Origin of the sequence: Streptomyces sp. NPDC046197 (assembly GCF_040646295.1) — a bacterium.
Classification (GTDB): domain Bacteria; phylum Actinomycetota; class Actinomycetes; order Streptomycetales; family Streptomycetaceae; genus Streptomyces.
This window is the reverse complement of sequence record NZ_JBEYZY010000002.1, coordinates 151,242-173,007: the sequence shown is the minus strand read 5'-3', so window position 1 is coordinate 173,007 and position 21,766 is coordinate 151,242. Positions and strand designations below refer to the sequence as shown.

Here is a 21,766-nt window from a genome sequence, read left to right as displayed (position 1 = left end):
AACGAGGAAGGGTGGGCACCCGGCTGGTGCCCACCCTTCTCGCCTGCTGGCTGCGGCTCAAGGGCGCGCTCAGTCGCGCGAGTTACCGAACAGGATGCGGTAGGCGATCAGCAGCACGAGTGACCCACCGATCGCCGCGGCCCAGGTGGCGCCGTCGTAGAAGTGCTTGCTGACCGGATGATGCAACCAGCGGGCGGAGATCCAACCGCCGATGAACGCCCCGGCCACGCCGATGAGGGTGGTGCCGATGAAACCGCCCGGGTCACGGCCGGGCAGCAGGAACTTGGCGATGGCCCCGGCCAACAGCCCCAGAATGATCCAGCTGATGATGCTCATGCCCTGAACCTGCCCTTCCGCGCTGTGTCTGCACTGTCCCGGCGCTGTGATCTTCGGCGGACACAGGCAGTGTGCCCGCAGGACGTGCGATTTTCCTGCTCTGTTTCTCATCGTGCGGACGAGACGTCCTCGTCCCGTGCCGGTCGTGCTGCTTGCCACACGCGTGTCCGTGCTGCGTTGCTGAAGAGGACGTCACGACGACACCCGGCGGTTGCATCGGTCAGTAGGGTGCCAGCCATGACGCCATCCGCCTCCACATCCGAGCTGCGACGCACCCTGGGGGCCGGAGACGCCGTGGTCATCGGGCTCGGCTCGATGATCGGGGCCGGGATCTTCGCCGCCCTCGGACCGGCGGCCCGCGCGGCGGGATCATGGCTGCTGGTCGGCCTCGCCGTCGCCGCCGTGGTCGCGTACTGCAACGCCACGTCGTCGGCCCGGCTGGCCGCCCTCTACCCGGCGTCCGGTGGCACCTACGTGTACGGCCGTGAGCGGCTCGGGGCGTTCTGGGGGTACCTCGCGGGCTGGTCGTTCGTCGTGGGGAAGACGGCCTCCTGTGCCGCGATGGCGCTCACCGTGGGCGCGTACGTCTGGCCAGGACAGGCGCATGCGGTGGCGGTCGCATCGGTGGTGGCGCTCACCGCGGTGAACTACGGCGGCATCCAGAAGTCCGCCTGGGTGACGCGCGTGATCGTGGCGGTCGTGCTCGCTGTCCTCGCTTCCGTGGTGGTCGTATGCCTGGGATCCGGTACCGCCGACGCCGGGCGGCTGGCCATCGTGGGTTCCGAGGGCGCCGACGGTGTGCTGCAGGCGGCCGGGCTGCTCTTCTTCGCGTTCGCCGGGTACGCACGGATCGCGACCCTCGGCGAAGAGGTACGGGACCCCGCGCGCACCATCCCTCGTGCCATCCCGCTGGCTCTCGGCATCACGCTGGCCGTGTACGTATGTGTGGCGGTGGCTGTCCTTTCCGTGCTGGGTCCGGCCGGCCTCGGGCAGTCGGGCGCGCCTCTGGCCGACGCGGTGCGCGCGGCGGGGGCACCCGCACTGGTGCCGGTGGTACGGGTCGGCGCCGCCGTGGCCGCTCTGGGCTCGCTGCTCGCCCTGATCCTGGGGGTCTCGCGCACCACCTTGGCCATGGCCCGGGACCGGTATCTGCCCGGCGCGCTCGCGGCCGTGCATCCCCGCTTCCAGGTGCCGCACCGGGCGGAGCCGGCGGTGGGTGCGGTGGTCGCGGTCCTGGCCGCCACGGTCGACGTCCGGGGCGCGATCGGCTTCTCCTCCTTCGGGGTGCTGGCGTATTACGCGGTGGCCAATGCCTCCGCGTGGACCCTCGATCGCGCTCCCGCGTCACGGGTGGTGCCGGCGGTGGGACTCGTCGGCTGCGTGACGCTGGCGTTCGCGTTGCCGTGGGTTTCCGTGGTTGCGGGTGCAGCGGTGCTGGCGGCGGGCGTGGCTGCGTACGGCGCGCGGCGGTGGGTGGCGGCGCGGTAGCCACCCCAGCGGCACCGCGTGCGCGAGCGGAGCCCGGCACCTTCGTGCGCGCGGCGCCTGTCACCCTTGGCGCGCGTGTGCCTGTCAGGGCGCCGGTAGCGGTGCCGTGCGTATGCGGGGGTCGGACCAGGGAAGCATCTCCGGCTCCTCGGCGCTCTCCTCGTACCACCCCGTGCCTTCGACCCAGGCGCGCAGCCAGTCGGCGAGGCTGGGGGCGTCCACGAACCAGGCGAGGTCGGGGTCGCCCGGGTTCGGCTCGAAGAGCAGCACCGTGGCCTGCGGCGAGCGACAGTCCACGCACGCGTACATCGCGCAACCCCAGTGGGATATCGGCAGCACGCCCTCGGGCCAGGGCCAGTCCGGGTCCTTCCGGCCGCTCTCACGGTTGGCGAGGTACTGCGCAACGGCGGCGGGCTCACCGGCCGGCGCGCTGTCGAGCAGGGGCAACAGGCCGTACTCGGGGCCGAATCCGCCGTTTCCTATGCGCAGGTAGAGATCCGCGAGCAGGGTGGGCAGACGGAACCCCAACGCGGCCTCGGCGCGGGCGATGGTGTCCGCATCCGCGGGGGCGGGAAGCGAAGGCCAGCCCCATGGACGGGTGTTGCGGGCCTTGGCCTCCACCTGTGACAGCAACTGCTCGTGCTCGGTCATGGGTTCATCATGCAGGCCGCCACCGACAGCCGGGCCGGCCTGTGGAAAACCGGCGGGTTGTGGACAACCAGCAGTCGGCAGGTTGTGGAAAACGGACGTCAGCGCGTCGCGAACGGCTCGTCCGTGCGGACGATCTCGCGGCCCAGCGGAAACAGGGAGACCGGGATCAGCTTGAAGTTGGCGATGCCGAACGGGATGCCGATGATCGTCAGGCACAGGGCGATGCCCGTGGCGATGTGGGCGAGGGCCAGCCACCAGCCGGCGAGGACCAGCCACAGTACGTTGCCGACGCAGGAGGGGGCGCCGGCGTCACGGCGCTCGACGGTGGTGTACCCGAAGGGCCACAGGGCGTAGACACCGATTCGGAAGGCCGCGATCCCGAACGGGATGCCGATGATGGTGATGCATAGCAGCACGCCCGCGAGGAGGTACCCGAGGAACAGCCAGAAGCCGCTCAGGATCAGCCAAATGACGTTGAGGATGGTCTTCACTGGTGGCGCCCCGCCATCTGTTGGAGTCGGGCGATGCGTTCCGCCATCGGCGGGTGGGTCGAGAACATCTTGGCCAGTCCTTGGTCCGGGCGGAAGGGATTCGCGATCATCATGTGGCTCGTGGCCTGGATGCGCGGCTCGGGCGGCAGGGGCAGCTGCTGGGTGCCGGCCTCCAGCTTGCGCAGGGCGCTGGCGAGGGCGAGGGGGTCGCCGGTGATCCGGGCACCGGAGGCGTCTGCCTCGTACTCCCTCGAACGGCTGATGGCCAGTTGGATGAGCGTGGCCGCGAGCGGGCCCAGGATCATGATCAGGAGCATGCCGAGGATGCCGGGGCCGTCGTCGTCGTCGGAGCGCCCGACGGGAATCAGCCAGGCGAAGTTGACCAGGAACATGATCACGGAGGCGAGGGCGCCGGCGACGGACGAGATCAGGATGTCGCGGTTGTAGACGTGGCTGAGCTCGTGGCCGATGACGCCCCGCAGCTCGCGCTCGTCCAGCAGGCGCAGAATGCCTTCGGTGCAGCACACGGCGGCGTTGCGCGGGTTACGGCCGGTCGCGAAGGCGTTCGGTGCCTCCGTCGGGGAGATGTACAGGCGCGGCATGGGCTGGCGGGCCTGGGTGGAGAGCTCGCGGACCATGCGGTACAGGGCGGGGGCCTCGAACTCGCTGACCGGGCGGGCGCGCATCGAACGCAGTGCCAGTTTGTCGCTGTTCCAGTACGCGTACGCGTTGGTGCCGAGAGCCACGAGGACCGCGACGATCAGGCCGGTGCGGCCGAAAAAGCTGCCGATGACGATGATGAGTGCGGACAGTCCCCCAAGGAGTACTGCGGTCCTGAGCCCGTTGTGCCGGCGGTGCACGGTACACCCTCCAAGTGGTGCGGCAGGGGAACCCTTCGCTTGCTGCTTCGACGCCACTGGTGTCGTGTCGTCACATCCAGTGGACCCTTCCGTACTGGTCAACGCCAGGCGAGGGCCGCGGGTTCCCCGGTGGGTGCGACGGCGCGCGGGCCGTCCGGGTGAGCGGGACGCCGGGCGGCACGCGCGCGTGCGGGTCGAGTGCCCCCTGCGCGCGTGGAGACGTCCTGGGTGTTCAGAACAGGCCGGTGTTCGCGAACCGCAGCACGAGCTGGGGTGCTCCGGACAGGGCGATGCCCAGTACGGCCGTCAGGGTGATCGCGGCCGTGAGGGGGGCCGGGACACGGTGTTTGACGGGTTCGCCCTCGGGGGCGCGGAACAGCAGTGCCGTCCACTGGAGGTAGTAGAACAGCGCGATGACGACGTTGACGGCCATGACGACGGCGAGCCAGCCGAGTCCGGCGTCGACGGCCGCGGAGAACACGGTGACCTTCGCGAAGAGGCCGATGACGCCCGGCGGCAGCCCTGCGAGGCACAGCAGGAAGAAGGCCAGGAGCAGGGCGGTGAGCGGGTTCGTGGTGTACAGGCCGCGGTAGTCCGTGACGCGGTTGCGGGTCCGCGCACGGCCCACGACCGCGACCACGGCGAAGGCTCCGAGGTTCACCGCGGCGTACATGAGGGCGTACGCGACCGTGGAGCCGATCGCCTTCTGGGCGTCCTGGGAGTACCCGGCGGCGGCGATCGGTACGAGGAGGTAACCGGCCTGGCCGACGGAGGACCAGGCCAGCAGCCGTACCGCGCTGTACGCGCGCGTGCCCTGCTGGCGCAGGGCACCGACGTTGCCGACGGTCATGGTGAGCGCCGCGAGCGCGGCCAGCGCGGGTCCCCACACGTCGGCGTACGACGGGAAGGCGACCACGGTGACGAGGATCAGGCCGGTGAAGCCGACCGCCTTGCCGACGACCGACAGGTAGGCGGCGATCGGCAGGGGCGCGCCCACGTAGCTGTCGGGCACCCAGAAGTGGAAGGGGACGGCTGCCGTCTTGAAGGCGAAGCCGACGAGGGTGAGGACGACGCCGGTCTGGGCGAGCGTGTGGAGTTGTCCGTCGACGTGCTGGATCCGGCCGGCGATCTGGGTGAGGTAGAGGGTGCCGGTGCAGGCGTAGACGAAGCTGATGCCCAGGAGGCTGACGGAGGTCGCGGTGACCGACGACAGGAAGAACTTCAGGGCCGCGTCGGAGGACTTGCGGTTGCCGTACCGCAGGCCGACCAGTGCGAAGACGGGAAGCGAGGCGACCTCCAGGGCGACGACCAGGGTGGCCAGGTCGCGGGAGGCGGGCAGGAGTGCGGCACCGGCGGCGGCGGACAGCAGCAGGAACCAGTACTCCCCCTCGGGGAGTCCCCCGCGCGCGTCCTTGAGGGTGGTGACCGAGAGCAGGGCGGCGAGGAGGGCGGCGCCGAGGACCAGGAACTGGATGACGAGGGTGAAGTGGTCGGCGGTGTAACTGCAGACGTCTGCGTGCTGCGTCAGGCAGAAGGTGCTGCGGTTACCGTGCAGGAGGGGCAGCAGCATGAGGGCCGCGGCGGCGAGGCCTGCCACGGAGGCCCAGCCGAGGAGGGGCTTGCGCGCCTGTGGCACGAACAGGTCGGCGATGAGCACGGCGATTCCCGCCACCGCGGTGATGGTGGGCGGAGCGATCGCGAGCCAGTCGACGGACTCGACCACCGACTGGACGAGGGGCTGGGCCAGGGCGCTCATCGGGTGCCTCCTGCCAGAAGCTGCTGCACGGCCGGGTCGGTCAGCCCGAGCAGGGCCCTCGGCCACAGCCCGGCGAGGACGGTGAGGGCGACGAGCGGGGTCCAGGCCGCGAACTCGTACGTGTGGACGTCGGCGAGCTTCGGGGCCTGCTGCGGCACGGCTCCCATGCAGACCCGGCGGACCACGACGAGCATGTACGCGGCGGTCAGCAGTGTGCCGAACGCGGCGATGGCCATGAAGGTGAGGAAGGCGGGCCGGCTGAGGTCGGCGGCGGGCTTGAAGGCCCCGAACAGCGCGAGCATCTCTCCCCAGAACCCGGCCAGCCCGGGCAGGCCGAGCGAGGCGACCGCGCCGAACGCGAGCAGACCGCCGAGGCGCGGCGCCTTGCCGTAGAGGCCGGCGCCGGACTCCTCGGCGAGGGTGTCGAGGTCGGTGGTGCCGGTGCGGTCCTTCAGCGCGCCGACCAGGAAGAACAGCAGGCCGGTGATGAGGCCGTGGGCGATGTTGGCGAACAATGCGCCGTTCACGCCGGTCGGGGTCGTGGTGGCGATGCCGAGCAGGACGAAGCCCATGTGGCCGACGGAGGAGTAGGCGATGAGCCGCTTGAGGTCGCCCTTCGCGCCCTGCTTGGCGAGGGCGAGGCAGGCCAGGGACCCGTAGATGATCCCGACGACGGCGAAGGCGGCGAGGTAGGGCGCGAAGGTGTGGAAGCCGTGGGGTGCGATCGGCAGCAGGATTCGGATGAAACCGTACGTACCCATCTTCAGCAGGACGCCGGCCAGCAGGACCGAGCCGACGGTCGGCGCGGAGGTGTGGGCGTCGGGCAGCCAGCTGTGCAGCGGCCACATCGGCGTCTTGACCGCGAGTCCGATCCCGATCGCCAAAACGGCGATGACCTGCACGGATGCGGTCAGCGACCGGCCGTTGTCAGTGGCGAGTGCCACCATGTCGAATGTGCCCGCCTTGATTCCGATCAGGAGCAGGCCGAGCAGCATGACGACGGAACCGAGCAGTGTGTAGAGGATGAAGCGCCAGGCGGCGGCCTGGCGGCCCTCGCCGCCCCAGCGGGCGATGAGGAAGTACATCGGGACGAGCACCGTCTCGAAGGCGAGGAAGAACAACAGCAGATCGAGGACGGCGAAGGTCGCGAGGGTGCCGGACTCCAGGACGAGCAGCAGCGCGACGAAGGCCTTCGGGGTGGGGCCCGAGGGCATCTTGAAGTAGGAGTACAGCGCGCACAGGAAGGTCAGCAGCGCGGTCAGGACGACAAGGGGGAGGGAAATGCCGTCGATGCCGAGGTGGATGCGCACATGGAGCGCGGGAATCCAGCTGATGTCGGTCGTGGCCTGCATCTTCGACGGGTGGCCGTGGTCGAAGCCGAGCGCGAGGACGATGGCGGCGGCGAGGACCACGCCGGTGACGGTCACGCCGTGCCGCAGCACGGCCTGCTCGGGTGACTTCCCCTTCAGCCCGGGCGGGGCCGGCAGGAGGGCGGCGAGCGCGCCGAGGAGCGGGCCGACGACGACGAATGCCAGAAGGAACTGCATCACGGACTCGTTGATATCGATCACGCCTGCTCACGCTCCCGTGGCGACGAGGACGGCGGCGACCACCAGGACGACGGTGCCGGCGAGCAGCGCGCTCACATAGGTCTGCACATTGCCGGTCTGGGCGCGCCGTACGGCGGCCCCGAGCAGGCGGGGTAGGGCGCCGGCGCCGCGTACGTAGGTCTCGACGACCTCGCGGTCGAGGAACCGGACGAGACTTGCTCCGGCCAGGACCGGGCGGACGAAGAGGACCCTGTACACGGTGTCGAGGTGGAAGCCGACGGCCGCGTGCCGGTGCAGCGGGCCGAGCAGCAGCCGTCCCGGGTCCGCGGGGTCGGCCGCGTAGGCGACGTCTCCGTACACCGGCTTGTGCATGGCGATGGCCTCGGCCTCGACCAGGCCGGCGTCGGCCTCCGGGTGAGCCACGACCGCGCCCAGCGGGACTCGGGCTGCTAGAGCCGTCGTGTGCCGCCAGGCGCCGTAGGTGACGATGCCTCCGACCAGGGCCACGCCCGTGCCGAGCACGGAGGTGGCGAGGGTCGGGCTGAGGTCGCGGCCGTCGAACCAGTGAGGCAGCACGCGGAAGGTGAGCCCGCCGAGGGCGAGGGACGGCACGGCGAGCACCCACAGCACGGCGTTCATCGCCAGGGGCTGCTTGCCGTGGTCGGGGGCTTCGGCGCCCCGGCCGCGGAAGGCCAGCAGCCACAGGCGCATGGCGTAGGCGCCGGTGAGCAGGGCGGTGACGAGACCGGCGACCAGGACGATCCAGCCCGTGGCGCCGGGGACGTGGTCGGTGTGGCCGGCGGCGACCCGCTCGGCGGCGCCGAGGACGGACTCCTTGGAGAAGAAGCCGCTGAAGGGCGGGATCGCGGCGAGTGCGAGCAGTGCCACGGTCATCGTCCAGTAGGCGTCGGGGACGCGGTCGCGCAGGTTGCTCATGCGGGACATGGCGGCGAGCGAGTTGGTGCCGGCGGCGTGGATGATCACACCGGCCGCGAGGAAGAGCAGCGCCTTGAAGGCGCCGTGGGACAGGAGGTGGAAGACGGCGGCGCCGCGGTCGCCGACGGCGAGGGCGCCGGTCATGTAGCCGAGCTGGCTGATCGTCGAGTAGGCGAGGACGCGCTTGATGTCGTCCTGGGCGAGCGCGGCGAGGCCCGAGCCGGCCATCGTCACAGCGGCCATGGCGGCGAGGACGATCATCGTGGCCGACGAGGCTTGGAAGACGGGGAGGAGACGGGCGACGAAGTAGACGCCGGCCGCGACCATGGTCGCGGCGTGGATCAGTGCGGAGACGGGTGTCGGGCCCGCCATCGCGTCGGGGAGCCAGGTGTGCAGCGGGAACTGCGCCGACTTGCCCGCCACGCCCGCGAGCAGAAGCAGGCCGATCAGCGTCGGGTGGTGCAGGCCCCCGCTCGCGACGGCGCCGAGCACCTTTGTGATGCGGAAGGAACCGGCGTCGGTGCCGAGCGCGAACAGACCGATCAGGAAGGGCACGTCGCCGAGCTTGGTGACCAGGAAGGCCTTGATGGAGGCGGCACGGGCCTCCGGGGTCTCCCAGTAGTGGCCGACCAGGAAGTACGAGCAGATGCCCATGACTTCCCAGCCGACCAGCAGCACCATCAGGTCGCCCGAGTAAACGACGAGCAGCATCGCGGAGGTGAACAGGGAGACGAGAGCGGCGTACGAGGGGTAGCGCGGGTCGTCGCGCAGGTAGCCCGTCGAGTAGATCTGCACGCAGGTGGCGACGACGCCGACCAGGACGGCGACGAGCGCGGCGAAGCCGTCGATGTACAGGGCGAGGTAGATCGGGACCGAACCGGTGGGGGTGAGCTCGGTTGCGGCGTCGATGGCCTGGCCGCCGCCCTGGTGTACGGCGACCACCACGGCCAGGACCAGGGACGTGAACGTCGGAAGTACGGCGAGCGGTCGGACGAACCCGGGAGCGGTGCGGCCGAGCAGCAGGCCGGCGGCGGCGCCCAGGAACGGAAGGAGAGGGACGAGGACGGCGAGGGTGGTGGTGGTCACGCGGTGGCCTCAGCCTTCTCAGCGGCCTGCGCGGTCGCGGCGGTGTCGCTGTCGGGGCCGTCGTCGTGGCCCTCGGCGGCATCACGGAGCCGGTCGATGTCCGAGGTGCCGCGGTTGCGGTAGACGGCGAGGACGATCGCCAGGCCGATGCCGATCTCGGCGGCCGCGATGGCGATGGTGAACAGGGTCAGGGCCTGGCCGGAGTGCAGGGTCTCCACGGCGGCCTTGCTGAGCCAGACGTCGAAGGCGACCAGGTTGAGGTTGACGGCGTTGAGCATCAGCTCGACCGACATCAGGACCAGGATCGCGTTGCGCCGGGCGAGGACGCCGTACAAGCCCGTGCAGAACAGGAGGGCGGACAGCACGGCGGGATAGGCGAGGTGCATCAGCGGACACCTTCCTTCGCGCCACGGGCTTCGCCGCGGGTGTCCGGGGCGGTCGCCTGGTCGCTCGGCGTGGCGGGAGCGGTGGGGGCGGCCTGGGCGGTCGCGGTGGTCGTCCCGGCCGCGTCCGCGTCCGCCTTCGCCCTGCGGGACAGGACGATCGCGCCGACCAGGGCGGCGAGGAGGAGGACGGAGAGGGCCTCGAAGGGCAGCACCCAGTTCTGGAAGAGGCTTGCGCCGGTGACCTTCGTCGAGCCGGCGGCGGCTCCGTCCAGGTCGATCCAGGTGGTGCGGAAGGCGTCGACGACCACCCAGACCAGGGCGGCCGCGGCGGCGACGGCCACGGTGAGGGCGGCCCAGCGGTTCCCGGAGTCGGCGTCCGGGGAGCGGCCGATGGGGGCCTTGGTGAGCATCAGACCGAACAGGAGGAGAACGACGACGGAACCGACGTAGATGAGGACCTGCATCCAGGCGATGAACTCGGCGGTGAGCAGGAGGTACTCGACGGCGAGGCCGCCGAGGGCCACCACCAGCCAGAGGGCGGCGTGCACCAGCTGCCGGGTGGTGACCGTGACGAGGGCGGCGCCGAAGGTGACCAGGCCGACGAGGAGGAAGGCGATCTCGACGCCGGTCGGGGAGAGAAAGCCGTGGCTCTGCGCGGCGGCGGTCGTCGTGGCGTGCGTCGCGGTGGCAGCAGCGGCTGCGGCGGTGCTCACGATTCTCCCTCCTGCGACTCGGCCTGTTGCTCGGCCCGCGCCGCCGCCAGCTTCTCGGCGGTCTTGCGGGCGGCGGCGATCTCCTTGGGTTCCTCCGCGCCGGGATCCAGGGCGGGCGGGGCGGGGACGGTCCACATCCACTCGCGGAGCTTTTCGCGCTCGTGGGTGAGGTCGCGGATGTCGGTCTCGGCGTACTCGAACTCCGGGGACCAGAACAGGGCGTCGAAAGGACAGACCTCGATGCAGATACCGCAGTACATGCACAGGGAGAAGTCGATGGCGAAGCGGTCGAGGACGTTCCGGCTGCGTTCGCGTCCGCCGGGGGTGGGCGCCGGGACCGTCTCCTTGTGGGAGTCGATGTAGATGCACCAGTCCGGGCACTCGCGGGCGCACAGCATGCAGACCGTGCAGTTCTCCTCGAACAGGCCGATGACGCCGCGGGTGCGCGGCGGGAGGTCCGGCTTGGTCTCCGGGTACTGCTCGGTGACGGTCTTCTTCGTCATCGTGCGCAGGGTGACGGCCAGGCCCTTGGCGAGGCCGGAGCCAGGAATCGGGGCCATCAGGAGATCACCACCTTGACGATGCCGGTGAGGGCGATCTGGGCGAGGGAGAGAGGGACGAGGAGGGTCCAGGAGAGCTTCTGGAGCTGGTCTTCGCGCAGACGGGGATAGGTCACGCGCAGCCAGATGACGACGAAGGCGAGGACGGCCGTCTTCAGGAGGGTCCAGAGCCAGCCGAGGCCGTCGGCGCCCCAGGGGCCGTGCCAGCCGCCCAGGAAGAGAACGGTGGTCAGGCCGCACAGGACGATGATTCCGGCGTACTCGGCGAGGAGGAACAGGGCGAAGCGCAGACCGGTGTACTCGGTGTACGCGCCGAAGATGATCTCCGAGTCGGCGACGGGCATGTCGAACGGGGGACGTTGCAGTTCGGCGAGTCCGGCGACGAAGAAGACGATCGCGCCGACGATCTGCCAGGGCAGCCACCACCAGTGGAAGGCGTGGAGGATGCCGGGGATCGAGACGGTGCCGGCCGCCATCGCGACGGAGGCGGCGGCGAGCAGCATCGGGAGTTCGTAGGCGAGGAGCTGAGCGGCGGTGCGCAGACCGCCGAGGAGGGAGAACTTGTTGGCGGAGGCCCAGCCGGCCATGAGGGAGCCGAGGACGCCGACGCCCATGACCGCGAGCACGAAGAAGATGCCCGCGTCGAGGACCTGTCCGACGGCTCCTTCACCGGGGCCGATCGGAATGGCGAGCAGGATCAGGAGATACGGGAGCAGCGCCACGGCGGGGGCGAGCTGGAAGATGCGGCGGTCAGCGCCGGCCGGGACCACGTCCTCCTTCTGCACAAACTTCACGCCGTCCGCGACCAGTTGGGCCCAGCCGTGGAAGCCGCCCGCGTACATCGGGCCGAGGCGGCCCTGCATGTGGGCCATCACCTTGTGCTCGGTCTGACCGACGATCAGGGGGAAGGTGAGGAAGACGACGAAGACGATGAGGAGTCGCAGGGCGACGTCCACCGCGTCGTTCACTGCGGGCCTCCTTCGGGGTCGTCGGTGGTCTGGGCTTCGGCCGGGTCGCCCGGGAGCTGGTCGGCCGTGGGGCCGGGCTTCTTGCCGGTGTCGGATCCGGGCCGGTGCCGGGCCGCGGCTCCGGTCCGGTCGTCATGCGCGGACTCGGCCGGGTCATCCGATGTCGGCCCGGGCCGGTCGTCGCGCGCGGGCTGGTCGCGTGCGGGCTCGGGCAGGTGGCCGGTGGCCTGCGGTGCGGGGGCGGGTTCTGTCGCGGGCGGTTCCTCGGGGGTTCGCGCTGCCTTTGGTTCGGGGGCGTCGAAGGCCGGCCGGGCGTGGTGCCAGGGGGCGTCCGAGCCGCGCGGGGGCGTGGGCGGCTCGGGCGGCGTGGAGGCTGCCGACCGGGCTCGCTGAGAGGCCGAATCCTCAGAGGCGCTGCGGGCACGGTGGGGTCCGGCCGGCCGGGAGGTCTGTTCGGCGGCGTCCGACAGTTCCGTTCGCTGCGACGCCGAGCCCCCGGAGGCACTCCGGGCACGGTGGGGTCCGGCCGGCCGGGAGGTCTGTTCGGCGGCGTCCGACAGTTCCGTTCGCTGCGACGCCGAGCCCCCGGAGGCGCTGCGGGCACGACGCGGGCCGCCGGCACGTGCGGCACCGGCCGCACCTGCACCCGAGCCCGCACCAGCACCTGCACCCGCGCCCGAGCCCGCACCCGGACCCACCGGCTCCTGCGCCCCGGAAGGCTCCGCAGCCGGCCTTTCCACCGTCGGGGTCTCCGTCGGGGTCTCCGTCGATGTCTCCGCCGGCGCCTTCGTCGATGTCTCCGCCGGCGCCTTCGTCGATGTCTCCGCCGGCGCCTTCGTCGATGTCTCCGCCGGCGCCTCCGTCGATGTCCCCGTCAGCGCAGCCTCAGCCGCGGCCTGCTGCTCCGTCGCCGCCGTCTGGCTCGCCGAGCCCTCCGCCGCCGTGCGCGTGCGCCGCGCCGGACGCTCACCGGCCGCCCGCGCCGGACGTTCACCGGCCGCCCGCGCCGGGCGCTCGCCGGCCGCGCGTCCCGCGCCCCGGGCCGGGCGGGCCGGGGCAGGTGGCAGCTGGCCCTTCAAGGGGCCCCACTCGTTGGGGTCGGGGACGCCCGGGGGCAGCATCTGCCGACGCTTCGGACCGCCGTGGTCCGATTCGCCCGGTTCCTTGGCTCCGGGCCAGGCCTTGGCGACGCGGGACGCGAGGACGAAGTCCTTGCGCAGGGGGTGACCCTCGAAGGTCTCCGGCAGGAGCAGGTGGTCCAGGCCCGGGTGGCCCTCGAAGACGACGCCGAACATTTCGTGTGTCTCGCGCTCGTGCCAGGTCGCGCCGGCGTACACCTCCACGCCGGTCGGCAGGACCGGCGCCTCGTGCGGAACGGTGGTCCGCAGGAGCAGCCGACGTACCGGGGACAGGGCGACGACGTGGGCCGAGACGCGAAAGCCCGTGCCGGGTTCGTCGACCGCGCTCAGCCAGTCGAAATAGGTGCAGCCGAGTTCGTCACGGGCGGTGCGCAGCGCGGAGATCCAGGACGACGGCGGTACGTCCACGGTGAGGACCTCGTAAGACTGCTCCGCCGTGGCCTCGGCGCCGAAGAGCTCCTCGGCGGACGCGGGCAGCCAGCCGACGGCGGTCATCGCCCCTCCTCGGTGGCCGGGGCCGAGGCCGGAGTCGGGGCCGGCGGGCGCACCAGCCCGCTCTGCAGCGCGGCCACGGAGGCCCTGGGTGCCTCGGCGCCGTACCGCTCGCCCAGCGACTCGCGGGCGATCTTCTCCTGGAGCTTGAGAATCCCCTGGAGCAGCGCTTCGGGACGTGGCGGGCAGCCGGGGACGTAGACGTCGACCGGGATGATCTGGTCGACGCCCTTGGTGACCGAGTAGGAGTCCCAGTACGGGCCGCCGCAGTTGGAGCAGGCGCCGAAGGAGATCACGTACTTCGGTTCGGGCATCTGTTCGTACAGACGCTTCACCGCCGGGGCCATCTTGTCCGTGACCGTGCCGGACACCACCATCAGGTCGGCCTGGCGGGGGCCCGGCGCGAAGGGGATCACGCCGAGGCGGATGAAGTCGTGGCGGGCCATCGAGGCGGCGATGAACTCGATCGCGCAGCAGGCGAGACCGAAGTTGAAGACCCACAGGGAGTAGCGGCGGCCCCAGTTCAGGACGACCTTCATCGGCTCGGGGGCAAGGCGTGCGAGCGCGCCGAGCCGCTTGGGCTCGGGCAGCAGCACCGGCTCGGAGACCGAGGGGGCCGGCGAGCCCGGCGAGCCAGAAGGGGCCGCGGGGGCCGGGAGAGCCGAAGGTGCCTCGGAAGTCGTCGGGTTCACGTCCATGCCAGGACGCCCTTCTTGTATGCGTACAGCAGGCCCACGGCCAGGAAGCCGAGGAAGATGAACATCTCCACCAGCGTCGTCGCGCCGTAGCCGGGGGCGGCGAAGACCGTCGCCCACGGGAACAGGAAGATCGAGTCGACGGCGAAGATCACGTACAGGAAGGCGTAGACGTAGTAGCGGACCTGGGTGTGGGCCCAGCCCTCGCCGACGGGGTCGACGCCGCACTCGTACGTCAGGAGTTTCTCCGGCGTGGGCACCACCGGACGCAGCAGGCGGCCCGCGCCGAAGGCGATCGCCACGAACAGCACGCCCACGAGGGCGAGCAGCCCGACGACCGAATAGGACTGGAAGTAGTCCGCCGCGACGACGGCGGTCGACCCCCGCAACGTCTCCCGCACCGTCCGTCCCTCGCTCCCTGACCTCGTGACTTCTGTGCCCCGGGTACCGTCGTGAACCCTGTGTTCGACGATCTGTACGCACGGGAGTCTAGGCCCTGATAAAGAGACGGTAAGCAGCCCGTCACACCTTGAGACACGCGGGTGGGGTTTTCCCCCGTCGGGCCAGGGCGGCCGACCTCATGGCGCCGTCGCACACAGCGCGGCACGCTGGCCCGTATGACCGCACGCATCTCGTCCACCGGCCCGGCGGCGACCGGCGCCGACGACCGCCCGCCGCGGGCTCGTCTCGCCTACGACCTGCCCACCTGGAAGGAGATCACGCATCTCCTGGTGAACCTCCCCGTGTCGCTGCTCGGCTTCACCTACGTGATGACGGTGCTGGTCACCGGCGCCGCGCTGACGATCACCGTGGTCGGTCTCCCGCTGCTCGCCGCCGGGCTGCTGGGGGCGCGGAAACTGGGCCGGCTGGAGCGGGCCCGGGCCCGGGCGCTGCTCGGGGTGCGGATCGACGAACCGAGTCCGCTGCCGCTGCACCGGACGAAGGGGGCGTTCAACCGGCTGTGGCTGGCGCTGAAGGACCCGGTGGGCTGGCGCACGGTCCTGTACGACTTCATCCGGCTGCCCTGGGGGATCCTCACCTTCGTCGTCACGCTGACCTCGCTGTTCGTGCTGTGGCCGGTGCTGCCGTTCATCGCTCGGGGCCTGGCGAACGTGGACCGGGCGATGGTGCGGGCCCTGCTCTCGCCCTCGGACGAGCTGGAGCGCCGGATCGCCGAACTGGAGTCCGACCGGGGGGTCGTGGTCGACACGGCGGCCGCCGACCTGCGGCGCATCGAACGCGACCTGCACGACGGTGCGCAGGCCCGGCTGGTCAACCTGGCCATGGGGCTGGGCCTGGCCAAGGAGAAGCTGCTGGAGGGCCGGGCCGACGAGCACGTGGCGGCGATGGTGGAGGAGGCGCACGGCGAGGTGAAGCTCGCGCTGCAGGAACTGCGCGACCTCGCCCGCGGCATCCATCCCGCCGTGCTGACGGACCGGGGTCTTGATGCGGCCCTGTCGGCGGTGGCCTCCCGCTGCACGGTTCCGGTGAAGGTGACGGCCGACCTGGACACGCGTCCGGCCGCGGCCATCGAGGGGATCGCCTATTTCACCGTCTCCGAGCTGCTGCAGAACATCAGCAAGCACAGCGCGGCGAGGTCAGCCTCGGTCGACGTGTGGCGGTCCGACGGCCGGCTGCTCATCCAGGTGTGGGACGACGGGCGCGGCGGAGCGCGCCTGGACGGCGGTACGGGCATGCGCGGTCTGGCCGAGCGGCTGGACGCCGTGGACGGCCTGTTCGTCGTGGAGTCGCCGCCGGGCGGACCGACGACCGTCACGGCGGAGCTGCCCTGGCGGGACCGCAAGGACGCCCCCGGCCAGGGGTAGGGAAAACCCCCCGGCCAAGACGCCGACGCCCTCCATGGTCCGGTGACCTGCGACCGAGCAGGGTGGAGGTACACGCACACCGCCGTGCAGAGGTACACGCACGGCGCCGCACACACGACACCCACGACGCAGTACGCAAGTACGCAGTGCCCAGGACGCAGGACGCAGGACGCAGGACGAGGGGAACGGGACACGCCGATGGCCACCGAGTACGAACAGGGGTACGGACGGGGATACGCGCCCTATGGCGGGGCCGGACACCCCGGGGCGGGCGCGGGACACGGCGCCGACGGGGAGCGGCACCGGCTGCCCGCCGGGCTGCGGGCGCCGTTCGAGGGGCGGACCTGGCGCGAGCTGGGCTATGTGCTGCTGAGCCTGCCGATCGGCATCACGCTGTTCACGTACGCCGTCACGATGGTGTCGCTGGGCGCCGGCCTGCTGGTGACGTTCCTCGGTATCCCGGTGCTGGCGGCGGGGCTGGCCGGCTGCCGCGGGTTCGGCGCGCTGGAGCGGGCGCGGGCGCGCGGGCTGCTGGGTCTTCAGGTGGCCGAGCCGCAGCCGCTGCGGATGCAGCGCCAGGGCGCGCTGGCCTGGATGGGGGCCGTGCTGAAGAGCGGCTCCTCGTGGCGGGCCCTGCTGTACGCGATGCTGCAGTTCCCGTGGGCGGTCTTCTCCTTCACGGTCACCGCGGTCCTCTGGCCGCTGGGCTGGTCACTGCTGACGTACCCGCTGTGGTTCTGGGTCTTCCCCATGTGGGCCGGTCAGGGTGGCATCCAGCTCTACGGCGACGAGCACCACCAGATCTTTCTCGACAACCCGTTCGAGATCACGGTGACCGCCCTGGTCGGCCTGCTGATCACGCTGGCCACGCCATGGATCGTGCGGGCGCTGACGACGGTGGACCGGGTGCTGGTGCACGGGCTGCTCGGACCGTCGCAGCTGTCGGCGCGGGTGGTCGAGCTGGAGTCGGACCGAGGGGTCGTGGTCGACACGGCGGCCGCCGACCTGCGGCGCATCGAACGCGATCTGCACGACGGTGCGCAGGCCCGGCTGGTCGCGCTGGCGATGGATCTGGGGCTGGCGAAGGAAAAGCTCACGGAGGATCCGCAGGCGGCCGCGCGGATGGTCGATGAGGCGCACGGCGAGGTGAAGACGGCGCTGCAGGAGCTGCGGGACCTGGCGCGCGGGATCCACCCGGCGGTGCTGACCGACCGGGGCCTGGACGCCGCGCTGTCCGCGGTCGCCTCCCGCTGCACGGTGCCGGTGCAGGTCGAGGTGGACCTGACGCGGCGCCCGGCGCCGGCGATCGAGGGGATCGCGTACTTCACGGTGTCCGAGCTGCTGCAGAACATCAGCAAGCACAGCGGGGCGAGGTCCGCCTCGGTCGACGTGTGGCGGGCGGAAGACCGGCTGATGCTGCAGGTCGTGGACGACGGGGTGGGGGGCGCCGACGTCCCGGCCGGTTCGGGGCTGGCCGGGCTGGCTGAGCGGCTCGACGCGGTCGACGGGATCCTGGTGGTGGACTCGCCGGCGGGCGGGCCGACCCGGGTGACCGCGGAGCTGCCCTGGCGGGGGTGAAACGCGGGCTGAAAGGCGCGGTGAAACGCGCAGTGAAGGTGAAACGCGCAGTGAAACCGTGAGGCCGGTGATCGTCACCGAATCACCGGCGGCCGAAACCCGTCGTGTGCTCCCCCTGTTCCCACGGCTGTCCCCACGGCATTCCCACCGCATTCCCACGGCCCGCGCGCGGCAGGGTCCCCATGCTGGGATGCTTGACCCTTGGACTGTGCCGTACGGACGCCGTACGGACGCCGTACGGGCGGCGCCGGGACCGGCGCCGGCTGTCGGCGGACGGGATGAGGCTGTGGGGGGCCGAGGATCGTGGAGGACAGGGTGCGGGTGGTCATCGCCGAGGACTCGGTGCTGCTCAGGGAGGGCCTGACCCGGTTGCTGACCGACCGAGGGCACGAGGTCGTGGCCGGGGTGGGCGACGCCGACGCGCTGATCAAGACCATCACCGAGCTGCACGAGCAGGACGCACTGCCGGACGTGGTCGTGGCGGACGTACGGATGCCGCCGACGCACACCGACGAGGGGGTGCGGGCCGCGGTGCGGCTGCGCAAGGCCCATCCCGGTCTCGGCGTGCTGGTGCTGTCGCAGTACGTGGAGGAGCGGTACGCCACCGAACTGCTGGCCGGTTCCAGCCGCGGTGTCGGCTATCTGCTGAAGGACCGCGTGGCCGAGGTGCGCGAGTTCGTCGACGCGGTGGTCCGGGTGGCGCAGGGGGGTACGGCGCTGGATCCGGAGGTGGTCGCGCAGCTGCTGGGGCGCAGCCGCAAGCAGGACGTGCTCGCCGGCCTCACCCCGCGCGAACGGGAGGTCCTGGGGCTGATGGCCGAGGGGCGTACGAACTCCGCGATCGCCCGGCAGCTGGTGGTGAGCGACGGTGCGGTGGAGAAGCACGTCAGCAACATCTTCCTGAAGCTCGGCCTGTCCCAGAGTGACGGGGATCACCGGCGTGTTCTGGCCGTGCTCACCTATCTGAACTCCTGATGGGTTGACACTGTGTCAGATGAGGGGTCGACCGTGCCGCGAGCGTGACCACGGGCGGGAGGCCGAGCCTAGAACCAGGGAACCAGGGCGGAGCGTCTTCCGAGGAGAACCGGGGGTATCGGCAAAGGGTGGCAAAGCTGGACAGAGCGCGCCCGACGGGCGAGTCCACCATACGAACGACACAGGGAAGGCGACCCTAACGGACGTAGGGTTGATCCTGGGAAGGTCTTCGGGAAGGCCGCTCCCACACAGCCGCCTCGAAGGAGGTCCAGTTCAGTGACCAGCCAGGTCAGCAGTCCAGCGGAGCAGGCCGACGGAGCCGTCGTAGGAGAGCAGCGCAGGGCGGCCGGCGCGAAGGACGTCCGCCGCCTGGACCGGGTGATCATCCGGTTCGCGGGTGACTCCGGTGACGGTATGCAGCTCACCGGTGACCGGTTCACCTCGGAAACGGCGTCCTTCGGCAACGACCTGTCGACCCTGCCGAACTTCCCGGCCGAGATCCGCGCCCCCGCCGGCACCCTGCCCGGCGTGTCCTCCTTCCAGCTCCACTTCGCCGACCACGACATCCTCACCCCGGGTGACGCGCCCAACGTGCTGGTGGCGATGAACCCGGCCGCTCTGAAGGCGAACATCGGCGACCTGCCCCGCGGCGCGGAGCTCATCGTCAACACCGACGAGTTCACCAAGCGCGCTCTGCAGAAGGTCGGCTACACCGCCTCCCCGCTGGAGGACGGCTCCCTGGACGGCTACCAGGTCCACCCCGTGCCCCTGACCACGCTGACGGTCGAGGCACTGAAGGAGTTCGAGCTCTCCCGCAAGGAGGCCGAGCGCAGCAAGAACATGTTCGCCCTGGGCCTGCTGTCGTGGATGTACCACCGGCCCACCGAGGGCACCGAGAAGTTCCTGCAGACCAAGTTCGCCAAGAAGCCCGCCATCGCGGCCGCCAACATCGCCGCCTTCCGCGCGGGCTGGAACTTCGGCGAGACCACGGAGGACTTCGCGGTCTCCTACGAGGTCGCCCCGGCCGCCAAGGCCTTCCCCGTCGGCACCTACCGGAACATCTCCGGCAACCTGGCCCTCGCCTACGGCCTGATCGCCGCGAGCCGGCAGGCCGACCTGCCGCTCTTCCTCGGCTCCTACCCGATCACCCCGGCCTCGGACATCCTGCACGAGCTGTCCAAGCACAAGAACTTCGGCGTGCGGACCTTCCAGGCCGAGGACGAGATCGCCGGCATCGGCGCCGCCCTGGGCGCCGCCTTCGGCGGTTCGCTCGCGGTCACCACCACCTCCGGTCCGGGCGTCGCCCTCAAGAGCGAGACCATCGGCCTGGCGGTGTCCCTGGAGCTGCCGCTGCTGGTGGTCGACATCCAGCGCGGCGGCCCCTCGACGGGCCTGCCCACCAAGACCGAGCAGGCGGACCTGCTGCAGGCGATGTACGGCCGCAACGGCGAGGCCCCGGTCCCGGTCGTCGCGCCGCGCACCCCCGCGGACTGCTTCGACGCGGCGCTGGACGCGGCCCGGATCGCGCTGACCTACCGCACCCCCGTGATGCTGCTGTCCGACGGCTACCTGGCCAACGGCTCCGAACCCTGGCGGATCCCCGAACTGGACGAGCTGCCCGACCTGCGGGTGCAGTTCGCGCAGGGCCCGAACCACACCCTGGCCGACGGCACCGAGGTCTTCTGGCCCTACAAGCGGGACGCCAAGACCCTGGCCCGGCCGTGGGCCCTCCCGGGCACGCCGGGCCTGGAGCACCGCATCGGCGGCATCGAGAAGCAGGACGGCACCGGCAACATCTCCTACGACCCCGCCAACCACGACTTCATGGTCCGCACCCGGCAGGCGAAGATCGACGGCATCGACGTCCCGGACCTGGAGGTCGACGACCCGCACGAGGCGCACACCCTCGTCCTCGGCTGGGGCTCGACGTACGGGCCGATCACCGCGGCCGTCCGGCGGCTGCGCAACGCCGGGGAGTCCGTCGCGCAGGCCCATCTGCGCCACCTCAACCCCTTCCCGAGGAATCTCGGCGCCGTCCTGAAGCGTTACGACAAGGTGGTGATCCCCGAGATGAACCTCGGGCAGCTCGCCACGCTCGTGCGAGCGAAGTACCTGGTGGACGCGCACTCGTACAACCAGGTCAACGGCATGCCGTTCAAGGCCGAACAGCTCGCCACGGCTCTCAAGGAGGCCATCGATGGCTGAGACGACCACGGAAGGCACGGGCACGATCGAGGCACTTTCCCTGGTGCCGAAGGCCGAGGCCAGGCAGTCCATGAAGGACTTCAAGTCCGATCAGGAAGTGCGCTGGTGCCCCGGCTGCGGCGACTACGCGATCCTCGCGGCCGTTCAGGGCTTCATGCCGGAACTCGGCCTCGCGCGGGAGAACATCGTCTTCGTCTCCGGCATCGGCTGTTCCTCCCGCTTCCCGTACTACATGAACACCTACGGGATGCACTCCATCCACGGTCGTGCGCCCGCGATCGCCACCGGTCTGGCGACCTCGCGCCGCGACCTGTCGGTGTGGGTGGTCACCGGTGACGGCGATGCCCTCTCCATCGGCGGCAACCACCTCATCCACGCCCTGCGCCGCAACGTCAATCTCAAGATCCTGCTGTTCAACAACCGGATCTATGGCCTGACCAAGGGCCAGTACTCCCCGACCTCCGAGGTCGGCAAGATCACCAAGTCGACCCCGATGGGCTCGCTGGACGCGCCGTTCAACCCGGTCTCCCTCGCGCTGGGCGCCGAGGCGTCCTTCGTGGCCCGCACCATCGACTCCGACCGCAAGCACCTCACCGAGGTCCTGCGCGCCGCGGCCGCCCACCCCGGCACCGCGCTGATCGAGATCTACCAGAACTGCAACATCTTCAACGACGGCGCGTTCGACGCCCTCAAGGACAAGCAGCAGGCCCAGGAGGCCCTGATCCGACTGGAGCACGGGCGGCCCGTCCGCTTCGGCGCCGACGGCTCGCGCGGTGTGGTGCGGGACCGGCAGACAGGTGACCTGCGGGTCGTCGACGTCACCCCGGACAACGAGTCCGAACTCCTGGTGCACGACGCCCACGCGGCCTCGCCGACCACCGCCTTCGCGCTGTCCCGGCTGGCCGACCCGGACACCCTTCACCACACCCCGATCGGTGTCTTCCGGTCCGTGGACCGCCCGGTCTACGACACCGAGATGGCCGACCAGCTGGACACGGCGATCGAGGAACGCGGCAAGGGCGACCTGGCCGCGCTCCTGGCCGGCGGCGACACCTGGACGGTCGTCGGCTGAGCG

General features: G+C 71.0%; 20 protein-coding genes. 6 read left to right on the top strand and 14 right to left on the bottom strand.

Translation table 11 applies throughout. The features are described from left to right. Positions 1–69: 69 nt before the first annotated feature. The gene (locus AB0A61_RS03475) at positions 70–336 is read right to left on the bottom strand and encodes a GlsB/YeaQ/YmgE family stress response membrane protein (protein ID WP_361285404.1); all 267 of its coding nucleotides are present in this window, start codon (positions 334–336) and stop codon (positions 70–72) included. 237 nt (positions 337–573) lie between these two features. On the opposite strand from AB0A61_RS03475, the gene AB0A61_RS03470 reads away from it, so the two are divergent. Further along, positions 574–1,824 carry an APC family permease gene (locus AB0A61_RS03470; RefSeq protein WP_361285401.1) on the top strand — a complete coding sequence of 417 codons (1,251 nt, stop codon included), beginning with the start codon at positions 574–576 and terminating at the stop codon, positions 1,822–1,824. Between the two features lie 84 nt (positions 1,825–1,908). On the opposite strand, the gene AB0A61_RS03465 is transcribed toward AB0A61_RS03470, so the two are convergent. The 13 genes from AB0A61_RS03465 to AB0A61_RS03405 all read right to left on the bottom strand — a co-directional run bounded on the left by AB0A61_RS03465 (position 1,909) and on the right by AB0A61_RS03405 (position 14,508). Continuing rightward, positions 1,909–2,475 carry an SMI1/KNR4 family protein gene (locus tag AB0A61_RS03465; protein ID WP_361285398.1) on the bottom strand — a complete coding sequence of 189 codons (567 nt, stop codon included), beginning with the start codon at positions 2,473–2,475 and terminating at the stop codon, positions 1,909–1,911. A 98-nt stretch (positions 2,476–2,573) separates the two neighbouring features. Further along, positions 2,574–2,966: a YccF domain-containing protein gene (locus AB0A61_RS03460; RefSeq protein WP_361285395.1), complete on the bottom strand. Its 393-nt coding sequence runs from the start codon at positions 2,964–2,966 to the stop codon at positions 2,574–2,576. Next, on the bottom strand, positions 2,963–3,826 hold the full coding sequence (gene htpX / locus AB0A61_RS03455; protein ID WP_361285392.1) for a zinc metalloprotease HtpX: 864 nt from the start codon (positions 3,824–3,826) through the stop codon (positions 2,963–2,965). The genes AB0A61_RS03460 and htpX overlap by 4 nt, the downstream gene beginning before the upstream one ends. A 232-nt stretch (positions 3,827–4,058) precedes the next feature. Continuing rightward, positions 4,059–5,582, bottom strand: coding sequence for an NADH-quinone oxidoreductase subunit N (locus AB0A61_RS03450; RefSeq protein WP_361285389.1), 1,524 nt, complete (start codon positions 5,580–5,582; stop codon positions 4,059–4,061). Next, complete coding sequence (locus tag AB0A61_RS03445) at positions 5,579–7,153, bottom strand: NADH-quinone oxidoreductase subunit M (protein WP_361285386.1); 1,575 nt, start codon at positions 7,151–7,153, stop codon at positions 5,579–5,581. The genes AB0A61_RS03450 and AB0A61_RS03445 overlap by 4 nt, the downstream gene beginning before the upstream one ends. A gap of 6 nt (positions 7,154–7,159) precedes the next feature. Next, complete coding sequence (locus AB0A61_RS03440) at positions 7,160–9,154, bottom strand: NADH-quinone oxidoreductase subunit L (protein ID WP_361285383.1); 1,995 nt, start codon at positions 9,152–9,154, stop codon at positions 7,160–7,162. Beyond that, positions 9,151–9,540 carry an NADH-quinone oxidoreductase subunit NuoK gene (nuoK, locus tag AB0A61_RS03435; protein ID WP_361285380.1) on the bottom strand — a complete coding sequence of 130 codons (390 nt, stop codon included), beginning with the start codon at positions 9,538–9,540 and terminating at the stop codon, positions 9,151–9,153. Before nuoK ends, AB0A61_RS03440 begins: the two co-directional genes overlap by 4 nt. Beyond that, the gene (locus AB0A61_RS03430; protein ID WP_361285377.1) at positions 9,540–10,253 is read right to left on the bottom strand and encodes an NADH-quinone oxidoreductase subunit J; all 714 of its coding nucleotides are present in this window, start codon (positions 10,251–10,253) and stop codon (positions 9,540–9,542) included. The genes nuoK and AB0A61_RS03430 overlap by 1 nt, the downstream gene beginning before the upstream one ends. Next, the gene (locus AB0A61_RS03425) at positions 10,250–10,813 is read right to left on the bottom strand and encodes an NADH-quinone oxidoreductase subunit I (protein ID WP_361285374.1); all 564 of its coding nucleotides are present in this window, start codon (positions 10,811–10,813) and stop codon (positions 10,250–10,252) included. Before AB0A61_RS03425 ends, AB0A61_RS03430 begins: the two co-directional genes overlap by 4 nt. Beyond that, positions 10,813–11,781 carry a complex I subunit 1 family protein gene (locus AB0A61_RS03420; RefSeq protein WP_361285371.1) on the bottom strand — a complete coding sequence of 323 codons (969 nt, stop codon included), beginning with the start codon at positions 11,779–11,781 and terminating at the stop codon, positions 10,813–10,815. The genes AB0A61_RS03425 and AB0A61_RS03420 overlap by 1 nt, the downstream gene beginning before the upstream one ends. Further along, entirely contained in the window at positions 11,778–13,415 is a 1,638-nt protein-coding gene (locus AB0A61_RS03415; protein WP_361285368.1) for an NADH-quinone oxidoreductase subunit C, read from the bottom strand. Before AB0A61_RS03415 ends, AB0A61_RS03420 begins: the two co-directional genes overlap by 4 nt. Then, positions 13,412–14,110, bottom strand: a complete 699-nt coding sequence (locus AB0A61_RS03410; RefSeq protein ID WP_361285365.1) for an NADH-quinone oxidoreductase subunit B family protein — start codon at positions 14,108–14,110, stop codon at positions 13,412–13,414. The genes AB0A61_RS03415 and AB0A61_RS03410 overlap by 4 nt, the downstream gene beginning before the upstream one ends. Continuing rightward, positions 14,101–14,508, bottom strand: a complete 408-nt coding sequence (locus AB0A61_RS03405; RefSeq protein WP_361285362.1) for an NADH-quinone oxidoreductase subunit A — start codon at positions 14,506–14,508, stop codon at positions 14,101–14,103. The genes AB0A61_RS03410 and AB0A61_RS03405 overlap by 10 nt, the downstream gene beginning before the upstream one ends. 216 nt (positions 14,509–14,724) lie before the next feature. Between AB0A61_RS03405 and AB0A61_RS03400 the strand changes: the two genes are divergently transcribed. The 5 genes from AB0A61_RS03400 (at position 14,725) to AB0A61_RS03380 (ending at position 21,763) form a co-directional block, all read left to right on the top strand. Continuing rightward, positions 14,725–15,933: a sensor domain-containing protein gene (locus AB0A61_RS03400; protein WP_361285359.1), complete on the top strand. Its 1,209-nt coding sequence runs from the start codon at positions 14,725–14,727 to the stop codon at positions 15,931–15,933. 198 nt (positions 15,934–16,131) lie between these two features. After that, positions 16,132–17,511 (top strand): sensor domain-containing protein, encoded by a 1,380-nt coding sequence (locus AB0A61_RS03395; RefSeq protein ID WP_361285356.1) that lies wholly within the window; start codon positions 16,132–16,134, stop codon positions 17,509–17,511. 315 nt (positions 17,512–17,826) lie between these two features. Further along, positions 17,827–18,486: a response regulator transcription factor gene (locus AB0A61_RS03390; RefSeq protein WP_361286228.1), complete on the top strand. Its 660-nt coding sequence runs from the start codon at positions 17,827–17,829 to the stop codon at positions 18,484–18,486. Positions 18,487–18,762: 276 nt separating this feature from the next. Then, a complete protein-coding gene (locus AB0A61_RS03385) occupies positions 18,763–20,691 on the top strand; it encodes a 2-oxoacid:acceptor oxidoreductase subunit alpha (RefSeq protein WP_361285353.1) in 1,929 nt (642 codons plus the stop codon). After that, a complete protein-coding gene (locus AB0A61_RS03380; RefSeq protein WP_361285350.1) occupies positions 20,684–21,763 on the top strand; it encodes a 2-oxoacid:ferredoxin oxidoreductase subunit beta in 1,080 nt (359 codons plus the stop codon). Before AB0A61_RS03385 ends, AB0A61_RS03380 begins: the two co-directional genes overlap by 8 nt. The last annotated feature ends 3 nt before the right edge of the window (positions 21,764–21,766 follow it).